Source organism: Variovorax sp. PEI5 (genome assembly GCF_056679935.1).
In genome coordinates this window covers 3323123-3348103 of the sequence record NZ_CM155257.1, presented here as the reverse complement: position 1 = coordinate 3348103, position 24981 = coordinate 3323123, and the positions used below count along the sequence as shown (strand labels likewise).

Sequence of the window (24981 nt, the reverse complement as noted above, 5' to 3'; positions counted from 1 at the left end):
CATTCAAGTATTAATTGGGGACATATTGAAAATGCCACATGGAGTGCGCTCCGACCCGCCCGGACGCTTCGGCGACCGTGGGCTATACACGCGCTCGACCCCCGTGGCTCAGGATGCGGTGCTGTCCTTCGGCCGTCGTCCCGCCCGCATCTTCTCGATGCGCCGGGGCGTCGCCTCCTGCAGTCGGGCCAGGAAGCGCGGATCGCCCGCGGCCCAGCCCTGGAGCAGCGATTCGGTGATCACGGCCTGGTCCGCCATGCCGATGCCGGCGGCCACGCGCTCCGCATACGCCGCCTCGCGCGCGAACGGGGTGTTGCCCAGCGACCAGTACTGAGGCGGTGGCGAGAGCCACCGCTCGCCGCGCACGCCGACATAGTGCGCATGACTCGACCAACGATAGGCCGACGCGTCCGCCACCAGTCCGGCGCGCACCGGGTTGAGGTCGATCGACACCATGCATGGCAGGAGCCAGCGCTCGGCCTGGACCACTGTCGAGCGATAGCGCCCTTCCCACAGCGTGCCGGTGCGCGCATGGCGATCGTTGAACCAGCGCACGTAGCCGCGCCCGACCGACTGCATGAATCGCGGCAGGCCGTCGGCGGTCGAGGGCGTCGCCAGCAGATGGAAGTGGTTGTCCATCAGCACGTAGGCATGCAGCGCGATGTCCCAGCGCGAGACGTTCTCCGCCAGCAGCGTCAGCATGCGCTCCCGGTCGGCATCGTCGATGAAGATGGGTTGGCGGTTGTTGCCGCGCTGGAGCACGTGGTGCGGCTGATCGGCCAGCGTGAGGCGGGGCAGGCGGGCCATGGCGGTGGCGCTTCTCAGTCGAGACGGAAACGCGTCTCCAGCAGCGTCTCCAGGCCGAACTCCGCCAGCAGCGCGTGCAGCCGCTCGGCCGCGCCCGCCTTGGGCTGGCCGGTGCGACGCGCGATGATCAGTTCGTTCTTCATGCTGTGCTCCCAGCCGACCAGCTCGGTCACCGTCACCTGGTAGCCGCGCGCCTCCAGGTAGAGGCAGCGCAGCACGTTGGTCAGCTGGCTGCCGATCTCGCGGGTGTGGAGCGGATGGCGCCACAACTCGGCCAGCGGCGTGCGCGACAGCGACAGCGCCTTGGTCTGGCGCAGGCAGGCGGCCACCTCGGCCTGGCAGCACGGCACCAGCACCATGAAGCGCGCCTGCTTGGCCAGGCCGAAGGCGATGGCGTCGTCGGTGGCGGTGTCGCAGGCATGCAGCGCGGTCACCACGTCGACGCGCGGCGGCAGCTCGGGCGCATGCGTGGACTCGGCCACCGTCAGGTTCAGGAAGGCCATGCGGTCGAAACCCAGGCGCGCGGCCAGCTCGCGCGAGCGCTCGGTCAGCTCGCGCCGCGTCTCGATGCCGTAGACATGGCCGCCACCACCCTGCCCCGTCGCGGCCTGCGCCTTGAAGAACAGGTCGTAGACGATGAAGCCCAGGTACGACTTGCCGGCGCCATGGTCGGCCAGCGTGGCGTTCGCGCCTTCGCCGGGCAGTTCGCGCAGCAGCTTCTCGATGAACTGGAACAGGTGGTAGACCTGCTTGAGCTTGCGGCGCGAATCCTGGTTGAGCCGGCCTTCGCGCGTGAGGATGTGGAGTTCCTTGAGCAACTCGATCGACTGGCCCGGACGCAGCTCCTGCAGCACGTCGGCGGCGGCCTGGTCGGTCTTGCCGATCCTGCCGGCGCGGTGGGCCTTGTCGAGCCGTTCGGGCGGGCCCGGCGGATGCTTGCGGGCGGGGTTCGCGTTCGGGGAATTCATGGTCGGGTCCTGTGGTGTCGCCCGGGCGGCGGGCGGACGGGGTCGGTCATCGCGGCGCGGCGCCACCGGGACCCACGTCCAGCGCGACCCAACCGTCCGGGCCCAGGGCTTCGAGGGTCTCGATGTTGCGCTCGAAGATCGCCTCGGCGTCCGGGAAGGCTTCGACGGCGCGGTCGATGCTCGCCTCGCGCAGCAGATGCAATGTCGGGTGGGGCGCGCGGTTGGTCGCATTGCCGATGTCGTCGGCATCGGTGCCGGCGAACTGGAAGCGTGGATGGAAGCTGGCCAGCTGCAGCACGCCGTCGAAGCCGGCGCGCGACAGGCGGCGCTCGGAGCGCGCGGTGAAATCGTTGAAGTCGAGGAAATCGGCCAGCGCGTGCGGCGCGATCAGCAAGGTGGTGTCGCGCTCGGTCGCCGGCGATGCCGCCAGTGCCCGCGCTTCGGCCAGCAGCTGGTCGAGCAGGCCGGCGTCGTCCGCCTCGGCGAGGTGCACGGCGTAGTGGATCTGTCCCTTGACATGCACCGCCTTGGCGAACGGGCACAGGTTCAGGCCGATCACGGCGCGCTCCAGCCAGCGTCGCGTGTCGGCGACGGCCTGCTCCTGCGGGACCGGGGTCGTCGTGCTCATGGCATCCAGGCCCGGCCGGTGAGGCGCTCGTGCTCGCGGATGGCGAAGCGGTCGGTCATGCCGGCGATGTAGTCGGCCACGGCACGCGGCACGTCGACGCGGTCGGCGAAGGACGGCGGCATCTCGCGCGGCCGCGCGAGGTAGATGTCGAACAGCTGGCGCACCACCTCCTGGGCCCGGCCGGTGGTCTGCACGACCTGCGGATGCCGGTACAGGTTGGCGAACAGGAAACGCTTGAGTTCGGCCGACTGCCGCCGCATCGGTTCGTCGAAGCGCACCAGTGGCGGCGCGCGGCGGACCTCGTCGGCATCGGCCGGCGCGCTGGCCGCGAGCGCCGCGCGCGTGGCATCGATGACGTCGTAGACCTGGGCGCTGAGCATGCGGCGGATCGTCTCGTAGAGCACGCGGCGGCTCTCCAGGTCCGGATGCTCGGCCAGGGCCTCGCGGCGATGGCGCTCGAACAGTTCGACCTCCGCCAGCTGCTCGATGACGATCAGGCCCGAGCGCACGCCATCGTCGATGTCGTGCGCGTTGTAGGCGATGGCATCGGCCAGGTTGCACAGCTGCGCCTCCAGGCTCGGCTGCGTGCGGTCCAGGAAGCGCCGGCCGACGCCGCCGGGCTCCGTGGCCTCGAGATGCTCGGCATCGCCGCGCGAGCAGTGCTTGAGGATGCCCTCGCGCGTCTCGAAGCTCAGGTTGAGGCCGTCGTAGCGCGGATAGCGCTGCTCCAGCGTGTCGACCATGCGCAGGCTCTGGAGGTTGTGCTCGAAGCCGCCATGATCCTTCATGCAGGCATGCAGCGTGTCCTGCCCCGCGTGGCCGAATGGCGTGTGGCCGAGGTCGTGGGCCAGGGCGATGGCCTCCACCAGGTCCTCGTTGAGGCGCAGCGACCGGGCGATGGAACGGCCCAATTGCGCGACTTCGAGCGAGTGCGTCAGCCGCGTGCGGAACAGGTCGCCCTCGTGGTTGAGGAACACCTGCGTCTTGTAGACCAGCCGACGGAAGGCGGTCGAATGCACGATGCGGTCGCGGTCGCGCTGGAAGGCGTCGCGCGTGGGCGCCGGCGGTTCCGGGTAGCGTCGGCCCCGGGACCGGTCGGCATGGCTGGCGTAGGGTGCGAGCGTCATGGGCGGGTGGCGGGCGCCGCGCGGCGTGGCCCATTGCGGGAAGTCATCCGCCGCGCCTCAGGCGCCGCCGGACTCGGCCAGCACCTCGCGCACCATCGCATCGGGTGCCGCGCACACCCGTGCCGAGCCGGGCCGGTCGATCACGACGAAGCGGATCTCGCCGGCTTCGGATTTCTTGTCGAGGCGCATCAGCTCCAGGTAGCGATCGGCGCCCAGGCGCGGCGCCGTCACGGGCAGGCCGGCACGCTCGATCAGCCGCGTCAGGCGCTGCACGAAGGCGGCATCGATGCCGCCCAGGCGCTGCGACAGGCGCGCCGCCATCACCATGCCGCAGCCCACGGCCTCGCCATGCAGCCACTCGCCATAGCCCAGGCCGGACTCGATCGCGTGGCCGAAGGTGTGGCCGAAATTGAGGATGGCGCGCAGGCCGGTCTCGCGCTCGTCCTGCGCCACCACCAGCGCCTTGATCTCGCAGCTGCGGCGCACCGCGTGGGCCAGCGCGGCCGGATCGCGCGCGACCAGCGCCTCGATGTTCGCCTCGATCCAGTCGAGGAACGCCATGTCGTGGATCGGCCCGTACTTGATGACCTCGGCCAGTCCGGCGCTGAGTTCGCGCGCCGGCAGGGTCGCGAGCGTGTCCAGGTCGCACAGCACCAGCCGCGGCTGGTAGAAGGCGCCGATCATGTTCTTGCCCAGCGGGTGATTGATCGCCGTCTTGCCCCCGACCGACGAATCGACCTGCGCCAGCAGGGTCGTGGGCACCTGCACGAAGGGCACGCCCCGCATGTAGCTGGCGGCGGCGAAGCCGGTCATGTCGCCGACCACGCCGCCGCCGAGGGCGAACAGCACCGTCTTGCGGTCGCTGCCGTGGGCCAGCAGGGCATCGAAGATCAGGTTGAGCGTCGGCCAATCCTTGTGCGCCTCGCCATCGGGGAGCTCGACCACGCGGACGTCCCGGAAGCGCGTCTCGAGCGTCCGGCGCAAGGCCGCCGCGTAGAGCGGAGCGACGGTGGTGTTGGTGACGATCAGGGCGCTCGCCGCCCGGGGCACGACCTCGAGATGACTCGCGTCGTCCAGCAGGCCGGCGCCGATCAGGATTGGATAGCCGCGATCGCCCAGTTCGATGTCGATGCGCCCGGGGGCCGGGGAAGCCGGGACGGCGCGGGGCGCGGAAGCGATGGAAGGCGGGGACATGGCGGGCACGGACATGGCACCGAGTTTAGGCGTACCCCGGCCGGCATGCGCCGCCCGCGAGCCGCGGACTCAATGCGTGCGGGGATGTTGCCGGCCCGGCGGGCCGGACGGGCCGCCGGGGGCCTCGCCGCCCTCCGGCCGGGACGCCCCGCCCTTCCTTGCAAGCATGCCCGCCAGCTCCAGCTGCGCCGCGATGACGTGGACCAGCGACGCCACCGAGGGCCGGCCGGTGTCGACGACCGTGTGCGCGGTCGCGCGATAGAGCGGATCGCGCGCCTCGTGCAGGTCGCGCAGGCGGCCCAGCGGATCCTGGACCTGCAGCAGCGGGCGCTTGACGTCGTGCCGCAGCCGCCGGTAGAGATCCTCCGGCATGGAGTGCAGGTAGATCACATAGGCGCCACCACGCAAGGCGGCGCGATTGGCCTCGCGCAGCACCGCGCCACCCCCCGTCGCCACCACCGCGTCCCGCGTGCAGGCGAGCTCGGCGATGACGGCCTGCTCGATGTCGCGAAAGCGGGTCTCGCCCTCGCGGGCGAAGAAGTCGCGGATCGTGCAGCCGATCCGCTGTTCGATCACGGTGTCGGAATCGAAGAACGGCAGATCCAGCCGCTGCGCCAGGCGGCGCCCGACGCTGGATTTGCCGGAACCGGGGAGACCGACGAGGACGAAAGGATGGGCGGATGTGTCAATCAATTGGGGGTTCTGCAACCCTCGCCATTTGCGTCGACGCCGGGCGAAGGTTGTCCAAGGCTGCTTCCATAAGGCGGGATTCTGAACGCACCGTTGGTCGCATCCTCCTCGGCCGCACGCAGCACGTACGTGTAGGTGGCCTCGCCCTCGCTGCCGGACACGCCGGCCGTCACCTTGATCTTCACGCGCAGCCACGTCGCCAGGTTCTGCGGATAGCTCAACTGCATGAGCGCGAGTCCCGACGAGTCCGTCTTCGCGACGCCATTGACGAAGCTCAGTGCGGTGTCGGATTTTCGCGGCGTGAGCGCGCCATCCTGGTTGGTGTCTTCCCCAGCATCGAGCACGGTGTTGCGGTTGAGGTCCTCGTTGTCGCACCACTTGCTCGTGAACACGGCGACGCCGCTGCTGTTGGTGACCCAGATGTCCCTGGTCAGGAGCGTCGGCGGCGCGGGCGGGTTCGAGCCCTTCCAGTAACCATCGATGTCCACCACGGCCGACAGCGGCACGTCGGCCTTGGCATTGCCCGCGGCGTCGACCGCCTGGATCTGGAACTGCTTGATGTACTGGATGCCGCTGGTGTTCTTGGTGATGACGTTGTCGGAGCCGATGGTCAGCGAGACCGGGCTCGACGCCACCGTGAGCGTCGTGTCGACGCGGTTGGGGCAGGTGCCCTCGGCGAAGTCGTTGAGGTCGTAGCAGGCCCGGACGACGACGCCGTTGGTGGGACTGCTGCTGGTCGCGGCGATGTAGCTCGTCCGCGCCGCGCCCGTCACGTCGCTGTAGACCACGCTCGATCCGCTCGCGATGGACTCGCCAGGGAGCGGCGTGCTCTGCAGCGAGAAGCGCACGCGCATGTCCCGGATCGGCACGTTGTTGGCGGCGTAGAAGAGCGCCCGGATCTCGGACTGGTTGGCCGTCGAGCCGATGGTGTTGGCGGCGACGACCACCGGCGTGGCGATCTCGCTGGCACCCGACACCGGTCCGACCGCGGGCGCGACGGTGCCGGTGACGGCGCTCTGCACCTGCAGGGCGAGCGAACTCGTGACGCCGCCCCCCTCGATGGCGACCGGGTAGATGCCGACCACGGGCGCCACGAAACCGACGTTGACGACGCCCGCGGCGTCGGTCGTCTGGGCGGGGATGGCGATGCCGGGCAGGCCGCTGACATTGACCTTCGCACCGGCCATGCCGTTGCCGGCCGAGTCCCTGACCACGACGCGCAGGACGACGCTCTCGCCGGGCCGCGGCTTCGAGGGCGTGCTCGAGGATTCGATCACCGTGCCCGTCACGCTCACGGCACCGGTCTTCACCAGCGAGCCGGAGGTCACGCGGTAGTTGATCAGTCGGTTCGCCTTGTCCGAACCGATCGCGATCTTTCCGGTGTAGACACCGTTGGCACCGGTCGTCGTGCCGGCATCGGGCGTGAAGGTCGCGTTGCTGTCGAGCGCGACGGCGACCGGAACGGAGGCCACGATGTTGCGCGAGGCATCGACCGCGGTCACGGTCAGGGTGGCCTGGTCGCTGCCGGAATTGACCAGCACGCTCTTGGCCAGGCTGACGATCAGGTCGTTCGCCACCGGGGTGGCGACCGCCGGAGTCGTCGTCGAGGTGCCGCTGCCCGAAGTGCTGGTGCCCGAGCCCGCTGACGCAGAACCCTCCGGCACGCTCGGACTGCCACCGCCGCCGCAGGCCGCCACCAGCAGCGCGCTCGCCAGCGCGCAGGCGCCCCACTTCATTCGATCTGGATTCGTCATTCTTCTTCCTACTCCTGTCGTCACGGATACGGGTGCGCGCGTCACCGCGCGGCGTTGCGGTCGGTGATCATCCGCGGCGTGATGAACACCAGCATTTCGGTCTTGTCGAGCGTGCGGGTGCGGGTGCGGAACAGCGCGCCCAGGTAGGGCACCTCGCCCAGGACCGGGACGCGGGATTCGTTGTTCTGCTCCACCAGCTCGAAGATGCCGCCGATGACGACCGTGCCGCCGTTCTCCACCAGGACGTCGGTCTTGACGTGCTTGGTGTTGATCGCGAAGCCGGCCGTCGTGGCCTGGCCCACGGTGTCCTTGTTGACGTCGAGCGCCAGGATGATGTTGCCCTCGGGCGTGATCTGCGGCGTGACCTTCAGGGCCAGGTTGGCCTTGCGGAAGGCGATCGACGTCGCGCCGCTGGAGGTCGCCACCTGGTAGGGCAGCTCCGTGCCCTGCTCGATCAATGCCTCGGTCTGGTCGGCGGTGACCACGCGGGGGCTCGACACCACCCGGCCCTTGCCATCCGCCTCGAGCGCGGAGATCTCCAGGTTCAGCAGGCGCGAGAAGCTGGAATTGAACAGCGACACGGCGAAGGTGCCCGGCGCGTTGCCGTTGCCCGAGACACCGGTCGAGGGCAGGTTGACGAAGTTGCTGTTGGTGAAGGTGGTGGTGGCGCTCGGCGTGTTGGCGAAGGCGCCGTTCGTCACCGCGTTGGACGTCACCACCGGCATCGCGCCGACGGTGCTGCCGGTGTTGATGACGCCGCCGCCCAGGCGCACGCCCAGCGACTTGCCAAAGGTGTCGGTCGCCTCGACGATGCGTGCCTCGATCATCACCTGGCGGGCCGGCACGTCGAGCTTCTGGATCATCTCGGCCACCTGCGCGAGCCGCGCCGGGATGTCGGAGACGAAGAGCTGGTTGGTGCGCGGCTCGGAGATCACGCTGCCGCGCGGGCTCAGGATGCGCGCGGTGTTGCCCAGGCCGCCGACCGCCGACGTGCCCACGCCGTTGAGCTTCTGCTCGACCAGCGCGGCCTTCGAGTAGTTCAGCTGGAACGACTGGGTGCGCAGCGGCTCGAGGTTCTGGATGGCGGCGCGGGCCTCGTACTCGAGCTTCTCCTTGGCGTTGATCTCGTCCTTGGGCGCGATCCACAGCACGCTGCCGTTCTTGCGCAGGCCGAGGTTCTTCGCCTGCATGATGATGTCCAGCGCCTGGTCCCAGGGCACGTCCTTGAGTCGCAGCGTCAGCGCGCCGGTCACGGAGTCCGAGGTCACGATGTTGAAGTTCGTGAAGTCGGCGATCACCTGCAGCAGGGAGCGGATCTCGATGTTCTGAAAGTTCAGCGAGAGCTTCTCGCCGTTGTAGCCGGTGCCCTGCGTGAGCTTGGTGGGATCGACCTTGCGTGGACGCACCTCGACCACGAACTGGTTCTCGCTCTGGTAGGCGCTGTGCTCCCAGTCGCCCTTCGGCTCGATCGTCATGCGCACGCGATCGCCGGTCTGCTGCGTGGTGATGGTCTGCACCGGGGTGCCGAAATCGGTCACGTCGAGCCGGCGGCGCAGGCCCTCCGGCAGGGTCGACTTGGTGAACTCGACCACCAGGTTGCCGCCCTGCTGGCGGATGTCGACGCCGACCTGGTTGTTGGCCAGGTCGACGATCACGCGGCCGGTGTTCTCGGTCCCGAGCTTGAAGTCGACATCGCGCAGCGGCAGCATGTCGCGGTTGCGGTTCTCGGCGAAGGTGCTGGCCGACGAGGTCACGAGCGCGGCGCCGGCGACCGGCTCCAGCGACACCAGCAGCGACTTGCCCTGGATCTCGGTGCGATAGGCCGTGGCCTGCTTGAGGTTCAGCACCAGCCGGGTGCGCTCCCCGGCCTGGACGACATTGATGGAGCGCAGGTTGCCCTGGTTGACTTCGACCGCCGAGCGGCCGATGGCGTTGGTGACGCCCTGGAAATCGAGCGCGATGCGTGCCGGCGCCTGGATCACGAAGCCGGTGGGCACGGCTGCGAGCGGCTGCGCGAGGTCGATCCGCACGACTTCGGAGCCCGACTGCATGGAACTGGTGACGGCCTGGATCGCGTTCTGCGCGTGGGCGACCAGCGCCGCGGCGAACAGGCCGGCGGCGAGGCCGGTGGCGCGCAGCCAGGGCAGGAGGCGTGATTTTTTCAATTGATTCATTTCGACTTCTCTTGCAACTCCAGCGTGGCCGGGCGTTCGATCCATTCCCCGGAGGCGTCCTGCACGATCTCGCGCAAGGTGAGCTCGTTCTCGCTGACGCGCAGCACGCGGCCGTAGTTCAGGCCGAGGTAGTTGCCGGCGCGCACCTGGTAGATCAGCTTGTCGACGCGCACCAGCGCCACCGGCTGGCCGCTGCCCTGCAGGCTGCCCACCATCTCCATGGCGTCGAGCGGGAAGGATTCGAGCGCTTCCTTGCGCCGCGACAGCTCCGGGGCGATCAGGCCCGACGTGCTGGGCTGGGCGGCGTCGCGCCGCAGCGCCTGGGTCAGCTTGGCGATGTTGAACGGCTCGACGCCGGCTTCCTGCGTATAGGCCTGGGGCGTGAATTTCTTCGGCGGGACGATCGGCGTGATGGTCGGCTTGACCTGCGCGCGCTGCTCGGCCATCCAGGCCTGCAGGTCGTCCCGGTCGGAGCCGGCGCAACCGGCGAGCCCGCCGAGCATCAGGGCGAGGCACGCGGCCTTCGGGACGACGTTCATTTGCGCGCTCCCGAGGCGGCCGCGCGGCGCTGGAGGTTCTGCTCGGCCTCGTCGAGATAGCGATAGGTGCGCGCGGTGGCATCCATCGTCAGGGTGCCATCCTTCTGCGGCGCGATCGAGAGGTTGTTGAGGGTCACGATGCGCGACAGGTTGGCGACGTCGCCGACAAAAGCGCCCATGTCGTGATAGCTGCCGGTCACGCGGATGGCGATGGGCAGTTCGGCGTAGTAGTCCTTGACGTCGACCTGCCCCGGTCGGAACAGCTCGAACTGCAGGCTGCGCCCCAGGCCGGCCTGGTTGATGTCCGACAGCAGGGCATCCATCTCGGCCTTGCTCGGGAGCTGCTTCTCCAGGAGCGTCACGTACTGGCGGACTTCCTCGCGTTGCTTCTTCAGCAGGTCGAGCCGCGCGGCCTGCGCCACCTTGCTCTGGTAGTCCGCCTTCAGGGCCACTTCCTGGGCGCGCACGGCGTCGAGCTCGTCGCTGGAATTGACCAGCCAGACGAACCACAGCGCCACCAGCACCATGATGGCGACCGCGACATGCAGCACGTTGCGCGGCACGTCCGGCCACATCGAGGGATCGTTCGGATTGAGGTCGCGGAACTGGTCGCCCAGGCGTCGCGCCTCGGCGGCGAAATCGATGCGCGGCGGAGGCGCGGGGGTTTTCTTCGGCATGGTCCTGGGGTCCTTCAGCCCCGGGGCGTCGGCACGGCGACGGCGGGCGCGGCGGCGGCGGCGGCGGGCTTGTCGGCATCGGTCGGGCGCCGCAGGCCGATGCGCATGGTGAAGTTCGCCACGCGACGCTGGTCGCGCGGACTCAGGGCGACCGTGCCCGCCGTGATCTCGACCAGTTCGGGCTTGACCAGCCACGGACTGACGGTACCCAGGTTGCGCAGCAGCTCCGAGACCCGCTCGTTCGACTGGGCCGTGCCCTGCAATGTCACGACGCGATCGTCCTGCTTCATGCTGGAGAGGTAGACGCCGTCGGGCAGCTGGCTGACCAGCTCGTTGAGCAGGTGGACGGGGAGATTGCGGTCGCCCTGCAGGTTCTCGACCGCCTGCTGGCGCGCCTTCAGGCCGGCGATCTCGGCCTGCAGCGTCGAGATCTCCTTGATCTCGGTCTCGAGCTTGGTGATCTCGCCCTGCAGATAGTCGTTCTGCTCGCGCTGCGCGGAGATCTGGGCGTTCAGCCACAGGTAGATCGCGCTGGCCACCAGGAAGCCCAGCAGTGCGGACGCGCCGAGCACCGTGAAGAAATGTTCGCGCCGGCGCTTGCGGGCGGCTTCGCGATGCGGCAGCAGGTTGATCAGGATCATTGCAGGAACCTTCGCATCGCCAGTCCGCACGAGGTGAGATAGGACGGGGCTTCGCGCCGCATCTTCTTCTCGCGGATGGCCGCGCTGACTTCCATTCCCTCGAACGGATTGACCAGCGAGCAGGCGAAGGAGGTCTGTCGCGTCACCGCGCTCGTGAGACCCGGCAGGGCCGCCGAGCCACCGGCGAGCAGCACGTAGTCCACCCGGTTGTGCGGCGTGCTGGTGAAGAAGAACTGCAGCGCCCGCGCGATCTCCTGGGCGATGCTGGCGACGAAGGGCTGCAGCACGGCGGCGCCATAGTCGTCCGGCAGATCGCCACTGCGCTTCTTGAGTTCGGCCTCCTCGTTGGAGAAGCCGTACTGGCGCACGACCAGTTGCGTGAGCTGGGCCCCACCGAACGCCTGGTCGCGGTCGTAGAGCACTTCCTGGTTGCGCAGCACCTGCATGCTGGTGGTGAAGGCGCCGACCTCGAACAGCGCCACCACGGCATCGGTGCCGCGATGGGGCAGCTGCTCGATCAGGCGCGAGGTGGCCATGCGCGAGGCATAGGACTCGACATCGAGGATCACGGCCTTGAGGCCGGCGGCCTCGGCCAAGCCCTGGCGATCCTGGACCTTTTCCTTGCGCGACGCGGCGATGAGCACCTCGACGTCGCCGGCCGAGCTGGCGCTGTCGCCGATGACGCAGAAATCGAGGCTGACCTCGTCGAGCGAGAACGGGATGTACTGATTGGCTTCGGATTCGACCTGGAGCTCGAGTTCCTGTTCGCTCATGCCGCCGGGCAGCACGATCTTCTTGGTGATGACCGCCGACGGCGGCAGCGCCATGGCCACGTTGCGGGTGCGGGTGCCGCTCTTGCGGATCACACGTCGCACGGCCTCGGCCACCTCGTCGAACTTCTCGACGTTGCCATCGTTGATCCAGCCCCGCTCGAGCGGCTCGATCGCGCAGTGCTCGAGCACCAGCCGGCCACCGGCTTCACGCCCGAGCTCGACCAGTTTCACGCTTGACGAACTGACGTCGAGCCCGATGAGGGCTCCCGGCTGTCGGCGAAACAGGGATCCAAGTTCAATCAATTGAGTTCTCGTCAGGTGTAACGATTGGCAATATTTGCATGAGGTTGCATGCTAGCAGCAAGCCCTCACTGCGACCAAGTGCTCAACGCTTTGTGAATTTCTTCGCGTTGCCAAAATGGAACTCAAATGTAGCGGCGTGCAACTCCGGTGACTTTCCGGGCTTCTCCGCATCTTTGTGCACGCCGGGTGACTGTCGCGTCACGGGTTTTTTATAATGCGCGGTGACTCTGCCTCGCTCCTCCCCCGATTCCTCGCGTTCCCCACGGAACGTCCCGCGCCCACCCACGCGCCCCGCGTGGCTGAAATGGCTCATGCGCATCGTCCTCTGGAGCCTGGGCCTGGTCGCCGCCGGCGTCCTGAGCCTGGTGGCCGTCCTGGCCGTCGCCCTGGCGGTCGCCTACCCCAACCTGCCCGACATCTCCGACCTGGCCGACTACCGGCCCAAGCTGCCATTGCGGGTGTTCTCCTCGGAGGGCATCCTGATCGGCGAATTCGGCGAGGAGCGACGCAACCTGACGCCCATCGCCACCATTCCCAAGGTCATGAAGGACGCCGTGCTGGCGGCCGAGGACGCGCGCTTCTACGAGCACGGCGGCGTCGACTACAAGGGCATGGTGCGAGCCGGCCTGGCCAACCTGAACCGCGCCCGCAGCCAGGGCGCCTCCACCATCACCATGCAGGTCGCGCGCAATGTCTACCTCAGCTCCGAGAAGACGCTGACGCGCAAGATCTACGAGGTCCTGCTGACCTTCAAGCTCGAGCATCTCCTGACCAAGGACCAGATCCTGGAGATCTACCTGAACCAGATCTACCTGGGCAACCGCGCCTATGGCTTCGCGGCCGCGTCGGATGCGTATTTCGGCAAGCCGCTGCAGGACATCACGATCGCCCAGGCGGCGATGCTGGCCGGCCTGCCCAAGGCGCCGGGCGCCAACAACCCGGTCAACAACCCGACCCGCGCGCGCGGCCGGCAGCTCTATGTCATCGACCGCATGCGCGATGCCGGCTTCATCACCGCCGAGCAGGCGGCCGAGGCCAAGAAGGAGGAACTCCATCTGCGCGACGCCGCCGACCCGAGCCGGCTGCATGCCGAATACGTGGCCGAGACGGTGCGCCAGCTGATGTACGCGCAATATGGCGACAGCACCTACACGCGCGGCCTGAAGGTCTACACCTCGCTGGTGGCCGCCGACCAGGCCGCCGCGTACAAGGCATTGCGCAAGGGCATCATGGATTACGAACGGCGCCAGATCTATCGCGGTCCGGAAAAGTTCGTCGACCTGCCGAGCGATCCCAAGGAACTCGACGAGGCGGTCGACGACGCCCTGGCGGAGCATCCGGACAATGGCGATCTCATGGCCGCGGTGGTCCTGAAGGCGAGCCCGCGCGAGGTGGTCGCCGTCCGCGCCAATGGCGAGACATTGCAGATCACGGCCGAGGGCCTCAAGCTGCCGCAGTCCGGCCTCTCGGACAAGGCGCCACCGAACATCAAGATCCGCCGCGGCGCCGTCATCCGCGTCATGCGCAGCGGCCCGAAGAACCTGCCGGAGATCACGCAGCTGCCCGAGGTCGAGGGCGCCTTCGTGGCGGTCGATCCCCGCGACGGCGCGGTCAAGGCCATGGTGGGCGGCTTCGACTTCGGCAAGAACAAGTTCAACCACGTGACGCAGGCCTGGCGCCAGCCGGGTTCGAGCTTCAAGCCCTTCATCTATTCGGCGGCCCTGGAGAAGGGATTCGCCCCCGCCACCGTGATCAACGACGCACCGCTGTTCTTCGACGGCGGCACCACCGGCGGCCAGCCCTGGGAGCCGAAGAACTACGACGGCACCTTCGAGGGTCCGATGTCGATGCGCCGGGCACTCATGAAGTCGAAGAACATGGTGTCGATCCGCCTCCTGCAGTCGATCGGCACGCGCTATGCCCAGGACTGGATCACCAATTTCGGCTTCGAGCGCACCAAGCATCCGGCCTACCTGCCCATGGCGCTGGGCTCGGGTTCGGTCACGCCGATGCAGATGGCGACGGCCTATGCCGTGTTCGCCAATGGCGGCTATCGCGTCAATCCCTACCTGGTGACCCGCATCACCGACCACCGCGACAAGGTGCTGGTCGAGACGCAGCCACCCCTGCTCAACGAGACGATGCGCGCCATCCCGCAGCGCAACGCCTACATCATGGACAGCCTGCTGCAGTCGGTGGCGAGCGGCGGCACGGCCGCCAAGGCGCAGGCCACCCTCAAGCGCAACGACATCTACGGCAAGACCGGCACCACCAACGATTCGCTCGATGCCTGGTTCGCCGGTTTCCAGCCGACGATGGCGGCGGTCGCGTGGATGGGCTACGACACGCCGCGCAAGCTGGGCGACCGCGAGACCGGCGGCGGCCTGAGCCTGCCGATCTGGATCAGCTACATGGAGACGGCGCTCAAGGGCGTGCCGGTGAGCGATCTGGGACCGCCGCCCGCGGGCGTCATGAACATCGGCGGCGAGCTCTACTACGACGACTTCGGACCGGGCCGCGGCGTCGCGAGCCTGGGTGTCGAGCAGGCCCCGCCCCAGCCGGTGGAAGTGGTGCCGGGCGGCGTTCCGGCCGGCACGCCGCCGGCGCCCGAGGAGCGCAACCGCATCCTCGACCTGTTCCGCAACTGAGGTGGGAGCCGGCCCTCCCCGGCCCGACTGACGCCGCCCTGGCTCAGTCGGCCCGGAACTGCAGCACCAGGCCGGACTGACGGCTGGCCTCGCGCGAGAGGACGGCGAAGAACTCCTCCCCGGTCTTGGTGTCGACCCAGGCGCTGCCATCGTGGCGGTAGTGATAGCCGCCCGAGCGCGCCGCCAGCCAGATCTCCTGCAGCGGTTTCTGCAGGTTGACGATCAACTGGCTGCCGCTGGGGAAACTGATGGTGATCATCCCGCCCACCCTCTGGTTGTCGATGTCCGCATCCGTCGCGTCGTTGATGCGATCGCATCCTTTTTCGACGGCGCTGAGCACGGCTTCGGCGCGGTCCATGTAGTCGGGGTCGGTCATTACAATTTCGCGATGTTGAAAGTCCGACAAATTCTAGTGAGCGTTCCGGGTCTGTGCGTGCTGGGGGTCGCTCTGGCGGGATGCGGCCAGAAAGGCCCGCTGTATTTCCCCACCGATCCGGCGGCGGCCCAGCGGGCCACGCTGCCGACCGTGCTGAAGGCGCCCTTCTCGCGCGGCGAGACGCCGCCGGCGACCGGCTCCACGCCCGCCCCCGCCACCACCCCGGTGCCGATTCCCATCCCCGAATCGTTCACGACACCGGCACTGCCCCTTTCCGATTACGAGATGACCCGGTGAACGCCCTGAATCCCCAGTCCGCCACGACCCTGCCCGGCCACCCGCACATCGCGCGCGACGCCACGGGCGCGCTGTGCGTCGAGGCCCTGCCGCTGGCCGATCTCGCGCGCACCCACGGAACGCCGCTGTTCGTCTATTCCAAGCAATGGATGCTCGACGCGCTCGCCGCCTACCAGCGGGGCTTCGAAGGCCGCGATGCGCTGGTCTGCTATGCGATGAAGGCCAATTCCTCGCTCGGCGTGCTGCGGGTCTTCGCCGCCGCGGGCTGCGGCTTCGACATCGTCTCGGGCGGCGAGCTCGCGCGCGTGATCGCCGCGGGCGGGGATCCGGCGCGCGTGATCTTCTCGGGCGTCGGCAAGACCCGCGACGAGATGCGCCAGGCGCTCGCCGCCGGCATCCTGTGCTTCAACGTCGAGAGCGAGGCCGAACTCGAGGTCCTCAACGCCGTCGCGCTGCAGGAGGGCCGGCGGGCCCGCATCAGCATCCGCATCAATCCGAATGTCGATCCGAAGACCCATCCCTACATCTCGACCGGCCTGAAGGGCAACAAGTTCGGCGTGGCGCACGACCGCGCGCTGGAAGCCTATCGCCACGCGGCATCGCTGCCGGGTCTGGAGGTGGTGGGCATCGACTGCCACATCGGTTCGCAGATCACCGAGATCTCGCCCTACCTCGATGCCGTCGAACGCGTGCTCGACCTCGTCGAGGCCATCGAACGCGCCGGCATCGCATTGCATCACCTGGATTTCGGTGGTGGTCTGGGCATCGACTACAACCACGACACGCCGCCGGCCGCCGACGTCCTCTGGCGCCAGTTGCTCGAACGACTCGATGCCCGTGGCTTCGGGCAGCGGCGGATCGTGGTCGAGCCGGGTCGCTCGCTGGTGGGCAATGCCGGCGTCTGCGTGACCGAAGTGCTCTACATGAAGCCGGGCGAGGAAAAGAACTTCTGCATCGTCGATGCGGCGATGAACGACCTGCCACGGCCGGCGATGTACGAGGCCTTCCACCAGATCGTCCCGCTCGATGCCTCCGAGCCGGCTGACGACCATCCGGCGACACCCTGCGACGTCGTCGGCCCGGTGTGCGAGAGCGGCGACTGGATCGGACGCGATCGCCTGCTGGCGGTGCAGGCCGGTGATCGGGTGGCCGTGCTGTCCGCCGGCGCGTACTGCATGTCGATGGCCAGCAACTACAACACCCGGGGTCGTGCCGCCGAAGTGCTGGTGAGCGGCCGGCAGGCCCTGCTGATCCGTCGCCGTGAGACGGTGGAAGACCAGCTGCGCAACGAACGGTGATCCGCGTCGTCGCCGGCATCAGGGCCGGCGGCGATGGGCTCCGGCACGGACCACCGGTCGCCTCGACCCACTCCCACCCCCCGAGCGGATCAGCGGCTCAGCGGCTCAGCGGCCGCGAGGGCATCCCGGCCCCCGCCGTCAGGGATGCCGCGACGCGCGCGTTCGCGGCCTTCACCTTGCGCTTGCGCATGAAATCCCACACTCGCCACGCCATCAGCACGCCGATGATCGCGGCATAGACGAAGACCTCGGAGAAGTTGTTCTTGCCCGCGCGCATCCAGAAGAAGTGCAGCAGTCCCAGGCCGGCGATCACGTAGATCAGCTTGTGGAGCGTCTGCCAGCGCTTGGCACCCATGGCCTTGATGATGCGGTTGGCCGACGTGGCGGCCAGGGGCGTCAGCAGCACGAAGGCCGCGAAGCCGACCAGGATGAAAGGCCGCTTGACGATGTCGCGCGCGATCTCGCCAAGGTCGAAGCCCATGTCGAACCAGCCATAGCTCAGCAGATGGACGACGACATAGAAGTAGACGAACAGCCCCAGCATGCGCCGGAAGCGCGCCAGGCCATTGAGCTTCAGCATCACGCGCACCGGCGTGACGGCCAGCACGATGCACAGGAAGCGCAGGGTCCAGTCCCCGGTCGACCGGATCAGGGCTTCGGCCGGATTGGCGCCCAGGCCATCGGTGAAGGCTCCATAGGCGAGCCACGCGAACGGCGCGAGACACAGGAGGAACACGACGGGCTTGGCCGCTGGATGGATCAGCAACTTGTTCATGGCGTCACCCTGCGCAACCTCAGAAATTCTTCTTCAGGTCCATGCCGGCATAGAGCGACGCCACCTGCGCCTCGTAGCCGTTGAACATCTCGGTCTTGCGGCGCTTGGCGAACAGGCCGCCGCCATCGCCGATGCGGCGCTCGGTCGCCTGGCTCCAGCGCGGATGGTCGACATTCGGATTGACGTTGGAATAGAAGCCGTACTCGTTGGCCGCCGCCTTGTTCCAGGCGGTGCCGGGCTCCTTCTCGACGAAGCGGATCTTGACGATCGACTTGGCCGACTTGAAGCCGTACTTCCATGGGACCACGAGCCGCACCGGAGCGCCATTCTGGTTGGGCAACACCTCGCCATACATGCCGAAGGTCAGCAGCGTGAGCGGATGCATGGCCTCGTCCATGCGCAGACCCTCGGCATAGGGCCAGTCGAGCACGCGGGAGCCGACGAAGGGCATGGTCTTGAGATCGGCCAGCGTCAGGAACTCGACGTACCTGGCATTGCCCTGCGGCTCCACCTTCTTGATGAGTTCCGCCAGCGAGTAGCCGACCCACGGAATGACCATCGACCAGCCCTCGACGCAGCGCAGCCGATAGATCCGCTCCTCCTGCGCGCTCAGCTTGAGCAGGTCCTCGATGTCGTAGCGGCCGGGCTTCTTGACCAGGCCCTCGATCTCGACGCTCCAGGGCCGCGTCTTGAGCGTGCCGGCGTTCTTGGCCGGATCGGCCTTGTCGGTGCCGAACTCGTAGTAGTTGTTGTAGGTGGTGGCGTCCTTGTAGTCGGTCACCTTCTCCATGCTCTGGGCGCCCGGCACGGTGGACTTGACGCTCTTGAGGGCGGCCAGCTTGCCCGGCGGCGGCGTCTGGGCCCACGCATCGCGCGCGGCCCAGCCGGCCAGCGCGGTGCCGGCGGCGGCGGTGCCCAGCAGGCGCAGCATGTCGCGGCGACCCTCGTAGATGGCGCGCGGCGTGATCTCGCTGGGAATGGGATGGTTGAAGCCGTTGTCGCGTGGAGGAATCAGCATGGCGAATCTTTCCTGAAATGTCGCGGTCCGGCTGGGGTGCCGGCTTGCTCCCATGAGATACGTTCCGAATGCCCGTCCGGTTTCGCGCAAGCTGCGAAATGACGTCGGACCCGGGCCTGAATCGATCGTCTACAACTCGCCATAGCTGTGCAGGCCGCTGAGGAACATGTTGACGCCGAGGAAGGCGAAGGTGGTGACCGCCAGGCCGACCAGCGCCCACCAGGCCGCGACCGTGCCGCGCAGACCCTTGACCAGGCGCATGTGGAGCCAGGCCGCGTAGTTGAGCCAGACGATCAGCGCCCACGTCTCCTTGGGGTCCCAGCTCCAGTAGCCACCCCAGGCATCGGCGGCCCAGAGGGCGCCGAGCACGGTCGCAATGGTGAAGAAGGCGAAGCCGACGGCGATCGACTTGTACATGACGTCGTCGAGCACCTCGTTGGAGGGCAGGCGCGCCGCGATCCGGCGGCGGCCCAGCAGGATGCCCGCCGCGATCAGCGCCGACACCGCCGCATAGCCGATCCAGTAGCCGCCACCGGCCTCCTGCACGCGCTGGCGGAAGGCGATCGGCACGAAGCACAGCGCCGCGCCCAGCAGCCAGATCGGCGTGAGACGCCACCAGCGCGTCTCGCCGGCCTGTTCCTTGATGAGGTAGGCGAAGGCCACCATCGCGGCCAGCGCGAAGGTGCCATAGCCGATGAAGTTGGCCGGCACGTGCAGCTTCATCCACCAGCTCTGCAGCGCCGGCACCAGCGGCTGGATCTCGTGCGCCTCGCGCACCAGCGTGTACCAGAGCAGGAAGCCGACCGCCGCGCTCACCACCAGCATCGCGAAGGCGCCGATGGAACGCGTGGCATAGCGCTCCTCGAAGTACAGGTAGAACGTCGTGGTGAGCCAGCAGAACAGGACGAACACCTCGTAGAGGTTGCTGACCGGGATGTGGCCGATGTCCGGGCCGAGCTGGTGGCTCTCGTACCAGCGCACCATGGTGCCGACGAGCGCCATCGCGACGGCCGCCCAGGCGATGCGCGAGCCGATGCTTTCGAGGGCATCGCCCTGGCGGCCGCCGAACAGGCCGAGCCAGTAGAAGACCGTGCTCATGAAGAACAGCACGCTCATCCACAGGATCGCCGACTGGCTCGAGAGGAAATACTTCAGCCAGAACACCGTCTCGGCGCGGGCCAGATCGCCCTGGTAGGAAACGATGGCGAGCAGCGAGGCCGCCGCGACCACGATCGCCAGCACCCGCAATGGCCGCCAGAACCAGCCCAGCCAGACCATGGCGGCCAGGGCCGCGACCAGGATCGGCTTCTCGTAGACGTCCATCCGGTCGCCATAGCGCGCGAACGCGAACAGGCCACCGGCGGCGACCAGGGCGGCGAAGAACCAGTCGAACGCGTTGCGGCGGGCGAACCAGTGGTCGTTGAGCGTGAGGGTCGTGGTGGTCATGGCGCCGGTTCCTTGGAAGAGGCCTGGAGGCCGAGCAGCTTGATCTTGAGGTGGTCGAATTCGCGGTCGCTGTCGAGTGTGCGCCGATTGGCGGAAAGCGCCATGGTGGCGCCACTGCCCTCGCCCGCGCTCGCCAGCCAGACCCACAGCCGGCGGTCGCGCACGTAGAGCATCGCGAAGATGCCCACGATCAGGAACAGGCAGCCCAGGTAGACGATGTTCTTGCCCGGCGCGCGCGCCACCTGGAACACGCTGGCCTGCACCTGCTCGAAGTCGGTCATGAGCATCGCGACCGGCGCCGGATAGAACGCCGCGTCGCTGATCGCCAGCACGGCCTGCGTCAGGTAGGCCTGCGACCGGTCGTCGCCGGGCAGTGCCGCGAGGCCGGCATCCTCCCGGCTGATGTTCAGCACATCGAAGAGGACGTCGTTCAGGACGCGCACCAGCACCGCGCCGGTACGCTGGCGCTCGGCCTCGGGCACGTTGCTTTCCATGAACTCGGCGATCGCCTGCCAGCCCCCCCGGACCGCGCCATCGGGCTTGGCGCGCTCGACGCCGGCGAACAGGTCCAGCGCGCGCGTCGCGGAGACCCGCAGCTGCTCGGCCAGCGCGACGCGACCGGGTCCGGTGGCGCGCTCGACATAGCGGCCCACGGCGCGCGCGCGCACCCGCTCGTCGGCCAGCGCGGCGCGCATGCGCGTGAAGCCGCTCATGGTGCCGTCGTCGTCGGCCGGCACGCGCAGGTAGCGGAACGGCTCCTCGGGACGCTCGCGCACGCCGAGCAGGAACACCGGCGGGCCGTCGCCGGTGTCGACCGGCAGCATGTAGTTCTGGTACTCGCGCGCCTGGCCGGCGGCGTCGCGCAGCTTGTAGCCGATGCTCGGGCCGATGTTGCGCAGCACCTTGGGCCGGTCGACCTTGTTGGCCGCGCCGAGGCGCGATTCGAGGCCGTGCTGGAGCAGGTCGACGCGGCGCACGTCGGTGCCGCTGGACAGTCCGTTGGTGGCGAAGTTCTCGACGTTGATGACGCGCAGGGCGGCATATTCGAGGGTCAGCCTGTCGCTGCCGTTGGTGATCTCGGCACTGGTGCCGATACGGCCCTCGAGCTCGAACGGCCGCGCCGCCGCGCTCATCGGCACCGCCTTGAGCCTGACCGTGGAGCCGCCGTCGTCGAAGCTCGACTGGTAGATCTCCACGCCCTTGTAGCTCGCGGGATGGTTCACCTCGATGCGCGCGGGCACCTGGGCGCCGGTCTCGCGGTCGTGCAGCACCACCTCGCTGGCGAACAGCTTGGGCATGCCGGTCGAGTAGTAGTCGACGATGAACTTCTTCAGCTCGATCGAGAACGGCAGTTCCTGGAGCAGCACGCCATCGGACTGGTTGAGGATGGCGACGCCGGCGCGGCCGCCCTCGGGCACCAGGATGTTGCCGCGGAACGTCGGGTTGCGCGACGAGAGCCGGTGCTCGGGGGCGACGTCGGCGATCATGCCGCCGCCGGTGAACACGCTCTTGCCGTTGAACCAGGTCTGCGCCCGCACGACGAGATCGCCGTCGAGCAGTCCCCCCAGGCAGATCAGCACGATGGCGCCATGCGCGGCGATGTATCCCAGCTTGTGGGCTCCGCCGGCACGCGCGGCGACCATCCAGCCCTGGCCCTCGCGTTGCTGCAGGCGCACCTTCCAGCCACCGCCGGCGAGCATGCCGCCGATGCGCCGGGCGGCGGCCTCCGGCGTCTCGGCGAGCGAGGCCTCGGCGCGCTGCCCGAAGGCCTTCAGGCTCTGCGCGCGGATGTCCTCCTTGAAGGTGCGCAGGTCACCCAGGATGCGCGGCGTGTTGCGGCCGACGCACAGCGAGGTGCTGACCACCAGGAACAGCAGGATCAGCAGGAACCACCACGCGCTGTAGATCGAATCGAGGCGGGCGGCGCGGAAGACCTCGGCCCAGAACGGACCGAACTGGTTGACGTAGTTGCCGACCGGCTCGTGCTGCTTGAGCACCGTGCCGATGATCGAGGCGATGCAGATGACCGTCAGCAGCGCGATGGCGAAGCGCATCGACGAGAACAGCTCCACCATCGCGCGGACCGCCTGGGGACCGCGACGAACACGAAGACCGTGGGTGGAGATGGACATCGGGTGGGCTGGAAGGGAAAAAGGCGGGCGACCCCTTTGTAGATCGGCCCGCCCCTACGAGATGATTATCGGCAGTTGGTTCATCGACTGGACCGCCATGGACAGAAGCACCGCAGAACCGGTTCCGCCGGATCGCCGTTGCCGCCCCTGCAAGGGATTGGCGGAGCGACCCGCAGTGCGCGGAGACCAGGGACGAGCTAGCGCAATCCGGCGATGTAGTCGGCCACGGCCTTGATCTCGCGGTCGTTGAGCTTGGCGGCGACCCCGGTCATCTGCGGGCTGTTGGTGCGCACGCCGTCGCGGAAGGCCACGAGCTGGGCGGTGGTGTAGTCGGCATGCTGGCCACCCAGGCGCGGGTACTGGGCCGGGATGCCGGCGCCATTGGGGCTGTGGCAACCGGCGCAGGCGGCGATCTGGCGCTCGCCGATGCCGCCGCGATAGATCTTCTCGCCCAGGGCCACCAGGTCCTTCTCCTTGGCGAAACCGGTCTTCACGGGCTTGGCGCCGACGAACCACGCGATGTCGCGCATGTCCTGGTCGGACAGCGCCGAGGCGTAGGGTTTCATGATCGCGCTCTTGCGCTTGCCGGACTTGAACTCCTGCAGCTGCTTGACGATGTATTCGGGGTGCTGCTGCGCCAGCTTGGGATTGGCCGCGATGGCCGAATTGCCATCGGCGTTGTGGCAGGACGCGCAGCTCTGGCTGTTGGCCGGCGTCGCGTTGAAGATCGTGTCGCCCTTGGCCGGATCGGGCCTGGCCGGCTTGGTGGCGGCCGCCGTGGCCGGCGCCGCGGCCTCGGGCGCTTGGGCGAAACCGGCACTGGAGACGGCACCCAAGAGGGCTGCGAGCAGAAGGTGGGCAAACGACTTCATGGCGGCGGGGCTTGGATTTATAGGGCGCATAGGGCGCAAAACCGCGCGATTCTACAATGGCCCCCCGTTTCGAAAGCCTCCCCGATGACCTCCCCCGCGCCCTCACCGGCTCCCGCGACGCCCCGCGCGGCGCCCGCCCCCGACCGGATCCGCGCCGCGCTGGGCTGGCTGCACACCGCCCACTTCCTGACCAGCGCGCCGCAGCTCGAGCATCTGCCGGTCTTCGACCTGCCCGAAATCGCCTTCGTCGGCCGCTCCAACGCCGGCAAGTCCACCGCCATCAACACCCTGACGCAGCAGACGCGCCTGGCCTTCGCCTCCAAGACGCCCGGGCGCACGCAGCACATCAACCTGTTCGGCCTGGGCAAGCAGAAGATCGACGACGCCGTGCTCGCCGACCTGCCCGGCTATGGCTACGCGGCGGTGCCGCGCGAGGCCAAGCTGCGCTGGCAGCGCGTGATGGGCAACTACCTCATGACGCGCGAGAACCTGCGCGGCGTGGTGCTGATGTGCGACCCGCGCCACGGCCTCACCGAGCTCGACGACATCCTGCTGGACGTCATCCGCCCGCGCGTAGGGGCCGGCCTCAAGTTCCTGGTGCTGCTGACCAAGTCCGACAAGCTGACGCGCTCCGAGGGCGCCAAGGCGCTGTCGATCGCGCGACTGCAGGCCGGTGGCGGCGAGGTCAAACTGTTCTCGGCGCTCAAGCGGCACGGTGTCGACGAGGCGGCCGAGCTGCTGTGGCGCTGGGCCCATCCCGAGCCCGACGGCGCCGCGTCCGCCGCCGTCGCGCCGGGCGCCGAAGCCGCCGACCCGCCGGCCGACCCACCCGGGAACTGACGCCGCGATCGCGGCGCGCCTCCTCCGGCGCCGGGTCCCGGACCTTGCCACCGAACGACAGGAGACCCTCCGCATGATCGAGACCTTCCAGCGCACCCTGCCCGGCGGCGTCACCCTCGGCTGCCACGCCACCGGCGCGCCCGGCCGCCCGCTGATGCTGTTCCTGCACGGCTTTCCCGAGGGGGCCTTCGTCTGGGACGAGCTGATGACGCATTTCGCCCAGCCCGCGCATGGCGGCTACCGCTGCGTGGCGCCCAACCTGCGCGGCTTCGGGCCGTCGAGCGCGCCCACCGACGTGGCGGCCTACCGGGCCCACCTGATGGTGCGCGACCTCGAGGAACTGGTGGACACCGAACGCGCCGACGGCCATGTCGCCGTGCTGGTCGCGCACGACTGGGGCGGCGCCTTCGGCTGGGGCTTCGCCCATGCGTTCCCGCATCGCCTCGGCCATCTGGTGATCCTCAATTCACCGCACGCGGGCACCTTCGCGCGCGAGTTGCGCGACAACCCGGCGCAACGCGCCGCCAGCGCCTACATGCATTTCCTGGCGCGGCCCGATGCCGAGGCGCTGCTGGCCGAGGACGACTATCGCCGCCTGTGGGGCTTCTTCACGTCGATGGGCGCCGGGGCCGACGGCCATGGCTGGCTCACCGACGAGGTCCGCGCGCGCTATCGCGAGGTCTGGGATGCCGGCCTGACGGGTGGCTGCAACCTCTATCGCGTGACGCCGCTCAAGCCACCGCCGGCCGATGACACCGCCGCCGCGGATGTCGCATCGGCGACGCCCGGGATCCCGCGCGAGCGGCTCACGGTCGACGTGCCGACGCTGGTGATCTGGGCCCTGGGCGACACGGCGCTGCTGCCCGGGCTGCTCGATGGCCTGGATGCCTATGTGCCGCGACTCGAGATCGTGCGGGTGCCCGACGCCACGCACTGGATCGTGCACGAGCAGCCGGAGCGCGTGGCGCGCGAGATCGGCCGCTTCCTCGAGCGAGGCTAGCGCG

At 68.6% G+C, this 24981-nt stretch carries 24 protein-coding genes; 5 read left to right on the top strand and 19 right to left on the bottom strand.

What is annotated here, in order from left to right:
* Window positions 1-108: 108 nt before the first annotated feature.
* The 13 genes from AC1MLT_RS15290 to AC1MLT_RS15230 all read right to left on the bottom strand — a co-directional run bounded on the left by AC1MLT_RS15290 (window position 109) and on the right by AC1MLT_RS15230 (window position 12588).
* Entirely contained in the window at window positions 109-807 is a 699-nt protein-coding gene (locus AC1MLT_RS15290; RefSeq protein WP_481033046.1) for a transposase, read from the bottom strand.
* A gap of 14 nt (window positions 808-821) precedes the next feature.
* Window positions 822-1775 carry a class I SAM-dependent methyltransferase gene (locus AC1MLT_RS15285; RefSeq protein ID WP_481033045.1) on the bottom strand — a complete coding sequence of 318 codons (954 nt, stop codon included), beginning with the start codon at window positions 1773-1775 and terminating at the stop codon, window positions 822-824.
* A gap of 46 nt (window positions 1776-1821) precedes the next feature.
* Window positions 1822-2403, bottom strand: a complete 582-nt coding sequence (locus tag AC1MLT_RS15280) for a DUF1415 domain-containing protein (RefSeq protein ID WP_481033044.1) — start codon at window positions 2401-2403, stop codon at window positions 1822-1824.
* Window positions 2400-3530, bottom strand: a complete 1131-nt coding sequence (locus AC1MLT_RS15275; RefSeq protein ID WP_481033043.1) for a deoxyguanosinetriphosphate triphosphohydrolase — start codon at window positions 3528-3530, stop codon at window positions 2400-2402. Before AC1MLT_RS15275 ends, AC1MLT_RS15280 begins: the two co-directional genes overlap by 4 nt.
* Before the next feature lie 57 nt (window positions 3531-3587).
* Entirely contained in the window at window positions 3588-4724 is a 1137-nt protein-coding gene (gene aroB, locus AC1MLT_RS15270) for a 3-dehydroquinate synthase (RefSeq protein ID WP_481033042.1), read from the bottom strand.
* A 69-nt stretch (window positions 4725-4793) separates the two neighbouring features.
* Window positions 4794-5414: a shikimate kinase gene (locus AC1MLT_RS15265; RefSeq protein ID WP_481035046.1), complete on the bottom strand. Its 621-nt coding sequence runs from the start codon at window positions 5412-5414 to the stop codon at window positions 4794-4796.
* Window positions 5414-7168: a hypothetical protein gene (locus AC1MLT_RS15260; RefSeq protein WP_481033041.1), complete on the bottom strand. Its 1755-nt coding sequence runs from the start codon at window positions 7166-7168 to the stop codon at window positions 5414-5416. Before AC1MLT_RS15260 ends, AC1MLT_RS15265 begins: the two co-directional genes overlap by 1 nt.
* Before the next feature lie 41 nt (window positions 7169-7209).
* Window positions 7210-9342 (bottom strand): type IV pilus secretin PilQ, encoded by a 2133-nt coding sequence (locus AC1MLT_RS15255; RefSeq protein WP_481033040.1) that lies wholly within the window; start codon window positions 9340-9342, stop codon window positions 7210-7212.
* Window positions 9339-9881 (bottom strand): pilus assembly protein PilP, encoded by a 543-nt coding sequence (locus AC1MLT_RS15250; RefSeq protein ID WP_481033039.1) that lies wholly within the window; start codon window positions 9879-9881, stop codon window positions 9339-9341. The genes AC1MLT_RS15255 and AC1MLT_RS15250 overlap by 4 nt, the downstream gene beginning before the upstream one ends.
* Window positions 9878-10558, bottom strand: coding sequence for a type IV pilus inner membrane component PilO (locus tag AC1MLT_RS15245; protein ID WP_481033038.1), 681 nt, complete (start codon window positions 10556-10558; stop codon window positions 9878-9880). Before AC1MLT_RS15245 ends, AC1MLT_RS15250 begins: the two co-directional genes overlap by 4 nt.
* A gap of 14 nt (window positions 10559-10572) precedes the next feature.
* Entirely contained in the window at window positions 10573-11199 is a 627-nt protein-coding gene (locus tag AC1MLT_RS15240) for a PilN domain-containing protein (RefSeq protein WP_481033037.1), read from the bottom strand.
* Window positions 11196-12275 carry a pilus assembly protein PilM gene (locus AC1MLT_RS15235; RefSeq protein WP_481033036.1) on the bottom strand — a complete coding sequence of 360 codons (1080 nt, stop codon included), beginning with the start codon at window positions 12273-12275 and terminating at the stop codon, window positions 11196-11198. The genes AC1MLT_RS15240 and AC1MLT_RS15235 overlap by 4 nt, the downstream gene beginning before the upstream one ends.
* 82 nt (window positions 12276-12357) lie before the next feature.
* Window positions 12358-12588 (bottom strand): hypothetical protein, encoded by a 231-nt coding sequence (locus tag AC1MLT_RS15230; RefSeq protein ID WP_481033035.1) that lies wholly within the window; start codon window positions 12586-12588, stop codon window positions 12358-12360.
* Here AC1MLT_RS15230 and AC1MLT_RS15225 point away from each other — a divergent pair.
* Window positions 12587-14923, top strand: coding sequence for a penicillin-binding protein 1A (locus tag AC1MLT_RS15225; RefSeq protein ID WP_481033034.1), 2337 nt, complete (start codon window positions 12587-12589; stop codon window positions 14921-14923). The two genes, AC1MLT_RS15230 and AC1MLT_RS15225, sit on opposite strands and share 2 nt — an antisense overlap.
* 43 nt (window positions 14924-14966) lie before the next feature.
* Here AC1MLT_RS15225 and cyaY read toward each other — a convergent pair whose 3' ends face one another.
* Window positions 14967-15299, bottom strand: coding sequence for an iron donor protein CyaY (gene cyaY / locus AC1MLT_RS15220; RefSeq protein WP_481033033.1), 333 nt, complete (start codon window positions 15297-15299; stop codon window positions 14967-14969).
* A gap of 36 nt (window positions 15300-15335) precedes the next feature.
* Here cyaY and lptM point away from each other — a divergent pair, with 36 nt between their 5' ends.
* Together lptM and lysA are read left to right on the top strand one after the other, a co-directional pair.
* Window positions 15336-15596 (top strand): LPS translocon maturation chaperone LptM, encoded by a 261-nt coding sequence (gene lptM, locus AC1MLT_RS15215; RefSeq protein WP_481033032.1) that lies wholly within the window; start codon window positions 15336-15338, stop codon window positions 15594-15596.
* A gap of 5 nt (window positions 15597-15601) precedes the next feature.
* Complete coding sequence (gene lysA / locus AC1MLT_RS15210) at window positions 15602-16894, top strand: diaminopimelate decarboxylase (protein WP_481035044.1); 1293 nt, start codon at window positions 15602-15604, stop codon at window positions 16892-16894.
* 97 nt (window positions 16895-16991) lie between these two features.
* Here lysA and AC1MLT_RS15205 read toward each other — a convergent pair whose 3' ends face one another.
* The 5 genes from AC1MLT_RS15205 to AC1MLT_RS15185 form a co-directional block, all read right to left on the bottom strand.
* Window positions 16992-17669 carry a protein-methionine-sulfoxide reductase heme-binding subunit MsrQ gene (locus AC1MLT_RS15205; protein ID WP_481033031.1) on the bottom strand — a complete coding sequence of 226 codons (678 nt, stop codon included), beginning with the start codon at window positions 17667-17669 and terminating at the stop codon, window positions 16992-16994.
* Between the two features lie 19 nt (window positions 17670-17688).
* Complete coding sequence (gene msrP / locus AC1MLT_RS15200; RefSeq protein ID WP_481033030.1) at window positions 17689-18687, bottom strand: protein-methionine-sulfoxide reductase catalytic subunit MsrP; 999 nt, start codon at window positions 18685-18687, stop codon at window positions 17689-17691.
* 129 nt (window positions 18688-18816) lie between these two features.
* Window positions 18817-20133, bottom strand: coding sequence for a c-type cytochrome biogenesis protein CcsB (gene ccsB, locus AC1MLT_RS15195; protein WP_481033029.1), 1317 nt, complete (start codon window positions 20131-20133; stop codon window positions 18817-18819).
* Window positions 20130-22265: a cytochrome c biogenesis protein ResB gene (locus AC1MLT_RS15190; RefSeq protein WP_481033028.1), complete on the bottom strand. Its 2136-nt coding sequence runs from the start codon at window positions 22263-22265 to the stop codon at window positions 20130-20132. The genes ccsB and AC1MLT_RS15190 overlap by 4 nt, the downstream gene beginning before the upstream one ends.
* Window positions 22266-22462: 197 nt before the next feature.
* Window positions 22463-23137 (bottom strand): c-type cytochrome, encoded by a 675-nt coding sequence (locus tag AC1MLT_RS15185; RefSeq protein WP_481033027.1) that lies wholly within the window; start codon window positions 23135-23137, stop codon window positions 22463-22465.
* 84 nt (window positions 23138-23221) lie between these two features.
* Here AC1MLT_RS15185 and yihA point away from each other — a divergent pair, with 84 nt between their 5' ends.
* Complete coding sequence (yihA, locus tag AC1MLT_RS15180; RefSeq protein ID WP_481033026.1) at window positions 23222-23977, top strand: ribosome biogenesis GTP-binding protein YihA/YsxC; 756 nt, start codon at window positions 23222-23224, stop codon at window positions 23975-23977.
* Between the two features lie 73 nt (window positions 23978-24050).
* Entirely contained in the window at window positions 24051-24977 is a 927-nt protein-coding gene (locus tag AC1MLT_RS15175; RefSeq protein WP_481033025.1) for an alpha/beta fold hydrolase, read from the top strand.
* Window positions 24978-24981 lie beyond the last annotated feature (4 nt).

Coding starts and splice junctions, on each gene's coding strand:
- cyaY (WP_481033033.1), bottom strand. CDS start 15,299: ATGACCGACCCCGACTACATGGACCGCGCCGAAGCCGTGCTCAGCGCC.
- AC1MLT_RS15190 (WP_481033028.1), bottom strand. CDS start 22,265: ATGTCCATCTCCACCCACGGTCTTCGTGTTCGTCGCGGTCCCCAGGCG.
- AC1MLT_RS15290 (WP_481033046.1), bottom strand. CDS start 807: ATGGCCCGCCTGCCCCGCCTCACGCTGGCCGATCAGCCGCACCACGTG.
- AC1MLT_RS15175 (WP_481033025.1), top strand. CDS start 24,051: ATGATCGAGACCTTCCAGCGCACCCTGCCCGGCGGCGTCACCCTCGGC.
- AC1MLT_RS15250 (WP_481033039.1), bottom strand. CDS start 9,881: ATGAACGTCGTCCCGAAGGCCGCGTGCCTCGCCCTGATGCTCGGCGGG.
- AC1MLT_RS15260 (WP_481033041.1), bottom strand. CDS start 7,168: ATGACGAATCCAGATCGAATGAAGTGGGGCGCCTGCGCGCTGGCGAGC.
- msrP (WP_481033030.1), bottom strand. CDS start 18,687: ATGCTGATTCCTCCACGCGACAACGGCTTCAACCATCCCATTCCCAGC.
- yihA (WP_481033026.1), top strand. CDS start 23,222: ATGACCTCCCCCGCGCCCTCACCGGCTCCCGCGACGCCCCGCGCGGCG.
- AC1MLT_RS15285 (WP_481033045.1), bottom strand. CDS start 1,775: ATGAATTCCCCGAACGCGAACCCCGCCCGCAAGCATCCGCCGGGCCCG.
- AC1MLT_RS15245 (WP_481033038.1), bottom strand. CDS start 10,558: ATGCCGAAGAAAACCCCCGCGCCTCCGCCGCGCATCGATTTCGCCGCC.
- ccsB (WP_481033029.1), bottom strand. CDS start 20,133: ATGACCACCACGACCCTCACGCTCAACGACCACTGGTTCGCCCGCCGC.
- AC1MLT_RS15185 (WP_481033027.1), bottom strand. CDS start 23,137: ATGAAGTCGTTTGCCCACCTTCTGCTCGCAGCCCTCTTGGGTGCCGTC.
- AC1MLT_RS15240 (WP_481033037.1), bottom strand. CDS start 11,199: ATGATCCTGATCAACCTGCTGCCGCATCGCGAAGCCGCCCGCAAGCGC.
- AC1MLT_RS15205 (WP_481033031.1), bottom strand. CDS start 17,669: ATGAACAAGTTGCTGATCCATCCAGCGGCCAAGCCCGTCGTGTTCCTC.
- AC1MLT_RS15225 (WP_481033034.1), top strand. CDS start 12,587: ATGCGCATCGTCCTCTGGAGCCTGGGCCTGGTCGCCGCCGGCGTCCTG.
- AC1MLT_RS15230 (WP_481033035.1), bottom strand. CDS start 12,588: ATGAGCCATTTCAGCCACGCGGGGCGCGTGGGTGGGCGCGGGACGTTC.
- AC1MLT_RS15255 (WP_481033040.1), bottom strand. CDS start 9,342: ATGAATCAATTGAAAAAATCACGCCTCCTGCCCTGGCTGCGCGCCACC.
- aroB (WP_481033042.1), bottom strand. CDS start 4,724: ATGTCCCCGCCTTCCATCGCTTCCGCGCCCCGCGCCGTCCCGGCTTCC.
- AC1MLT_RS15280 (WP_481033044.1), bottom strand. CDS start 2,403: ATGAGCACGACGACCCCGGTCCCGCAGGAGCAGGCCGTCGCCGACACG.
- AC1MLT_RS15275 (WP_481033043.1), bottom strand. CDS start 3,530: ATGACGCTCGCACCCTACGCCAGCCATGCCGACCGGTCCCGGGGCCGA.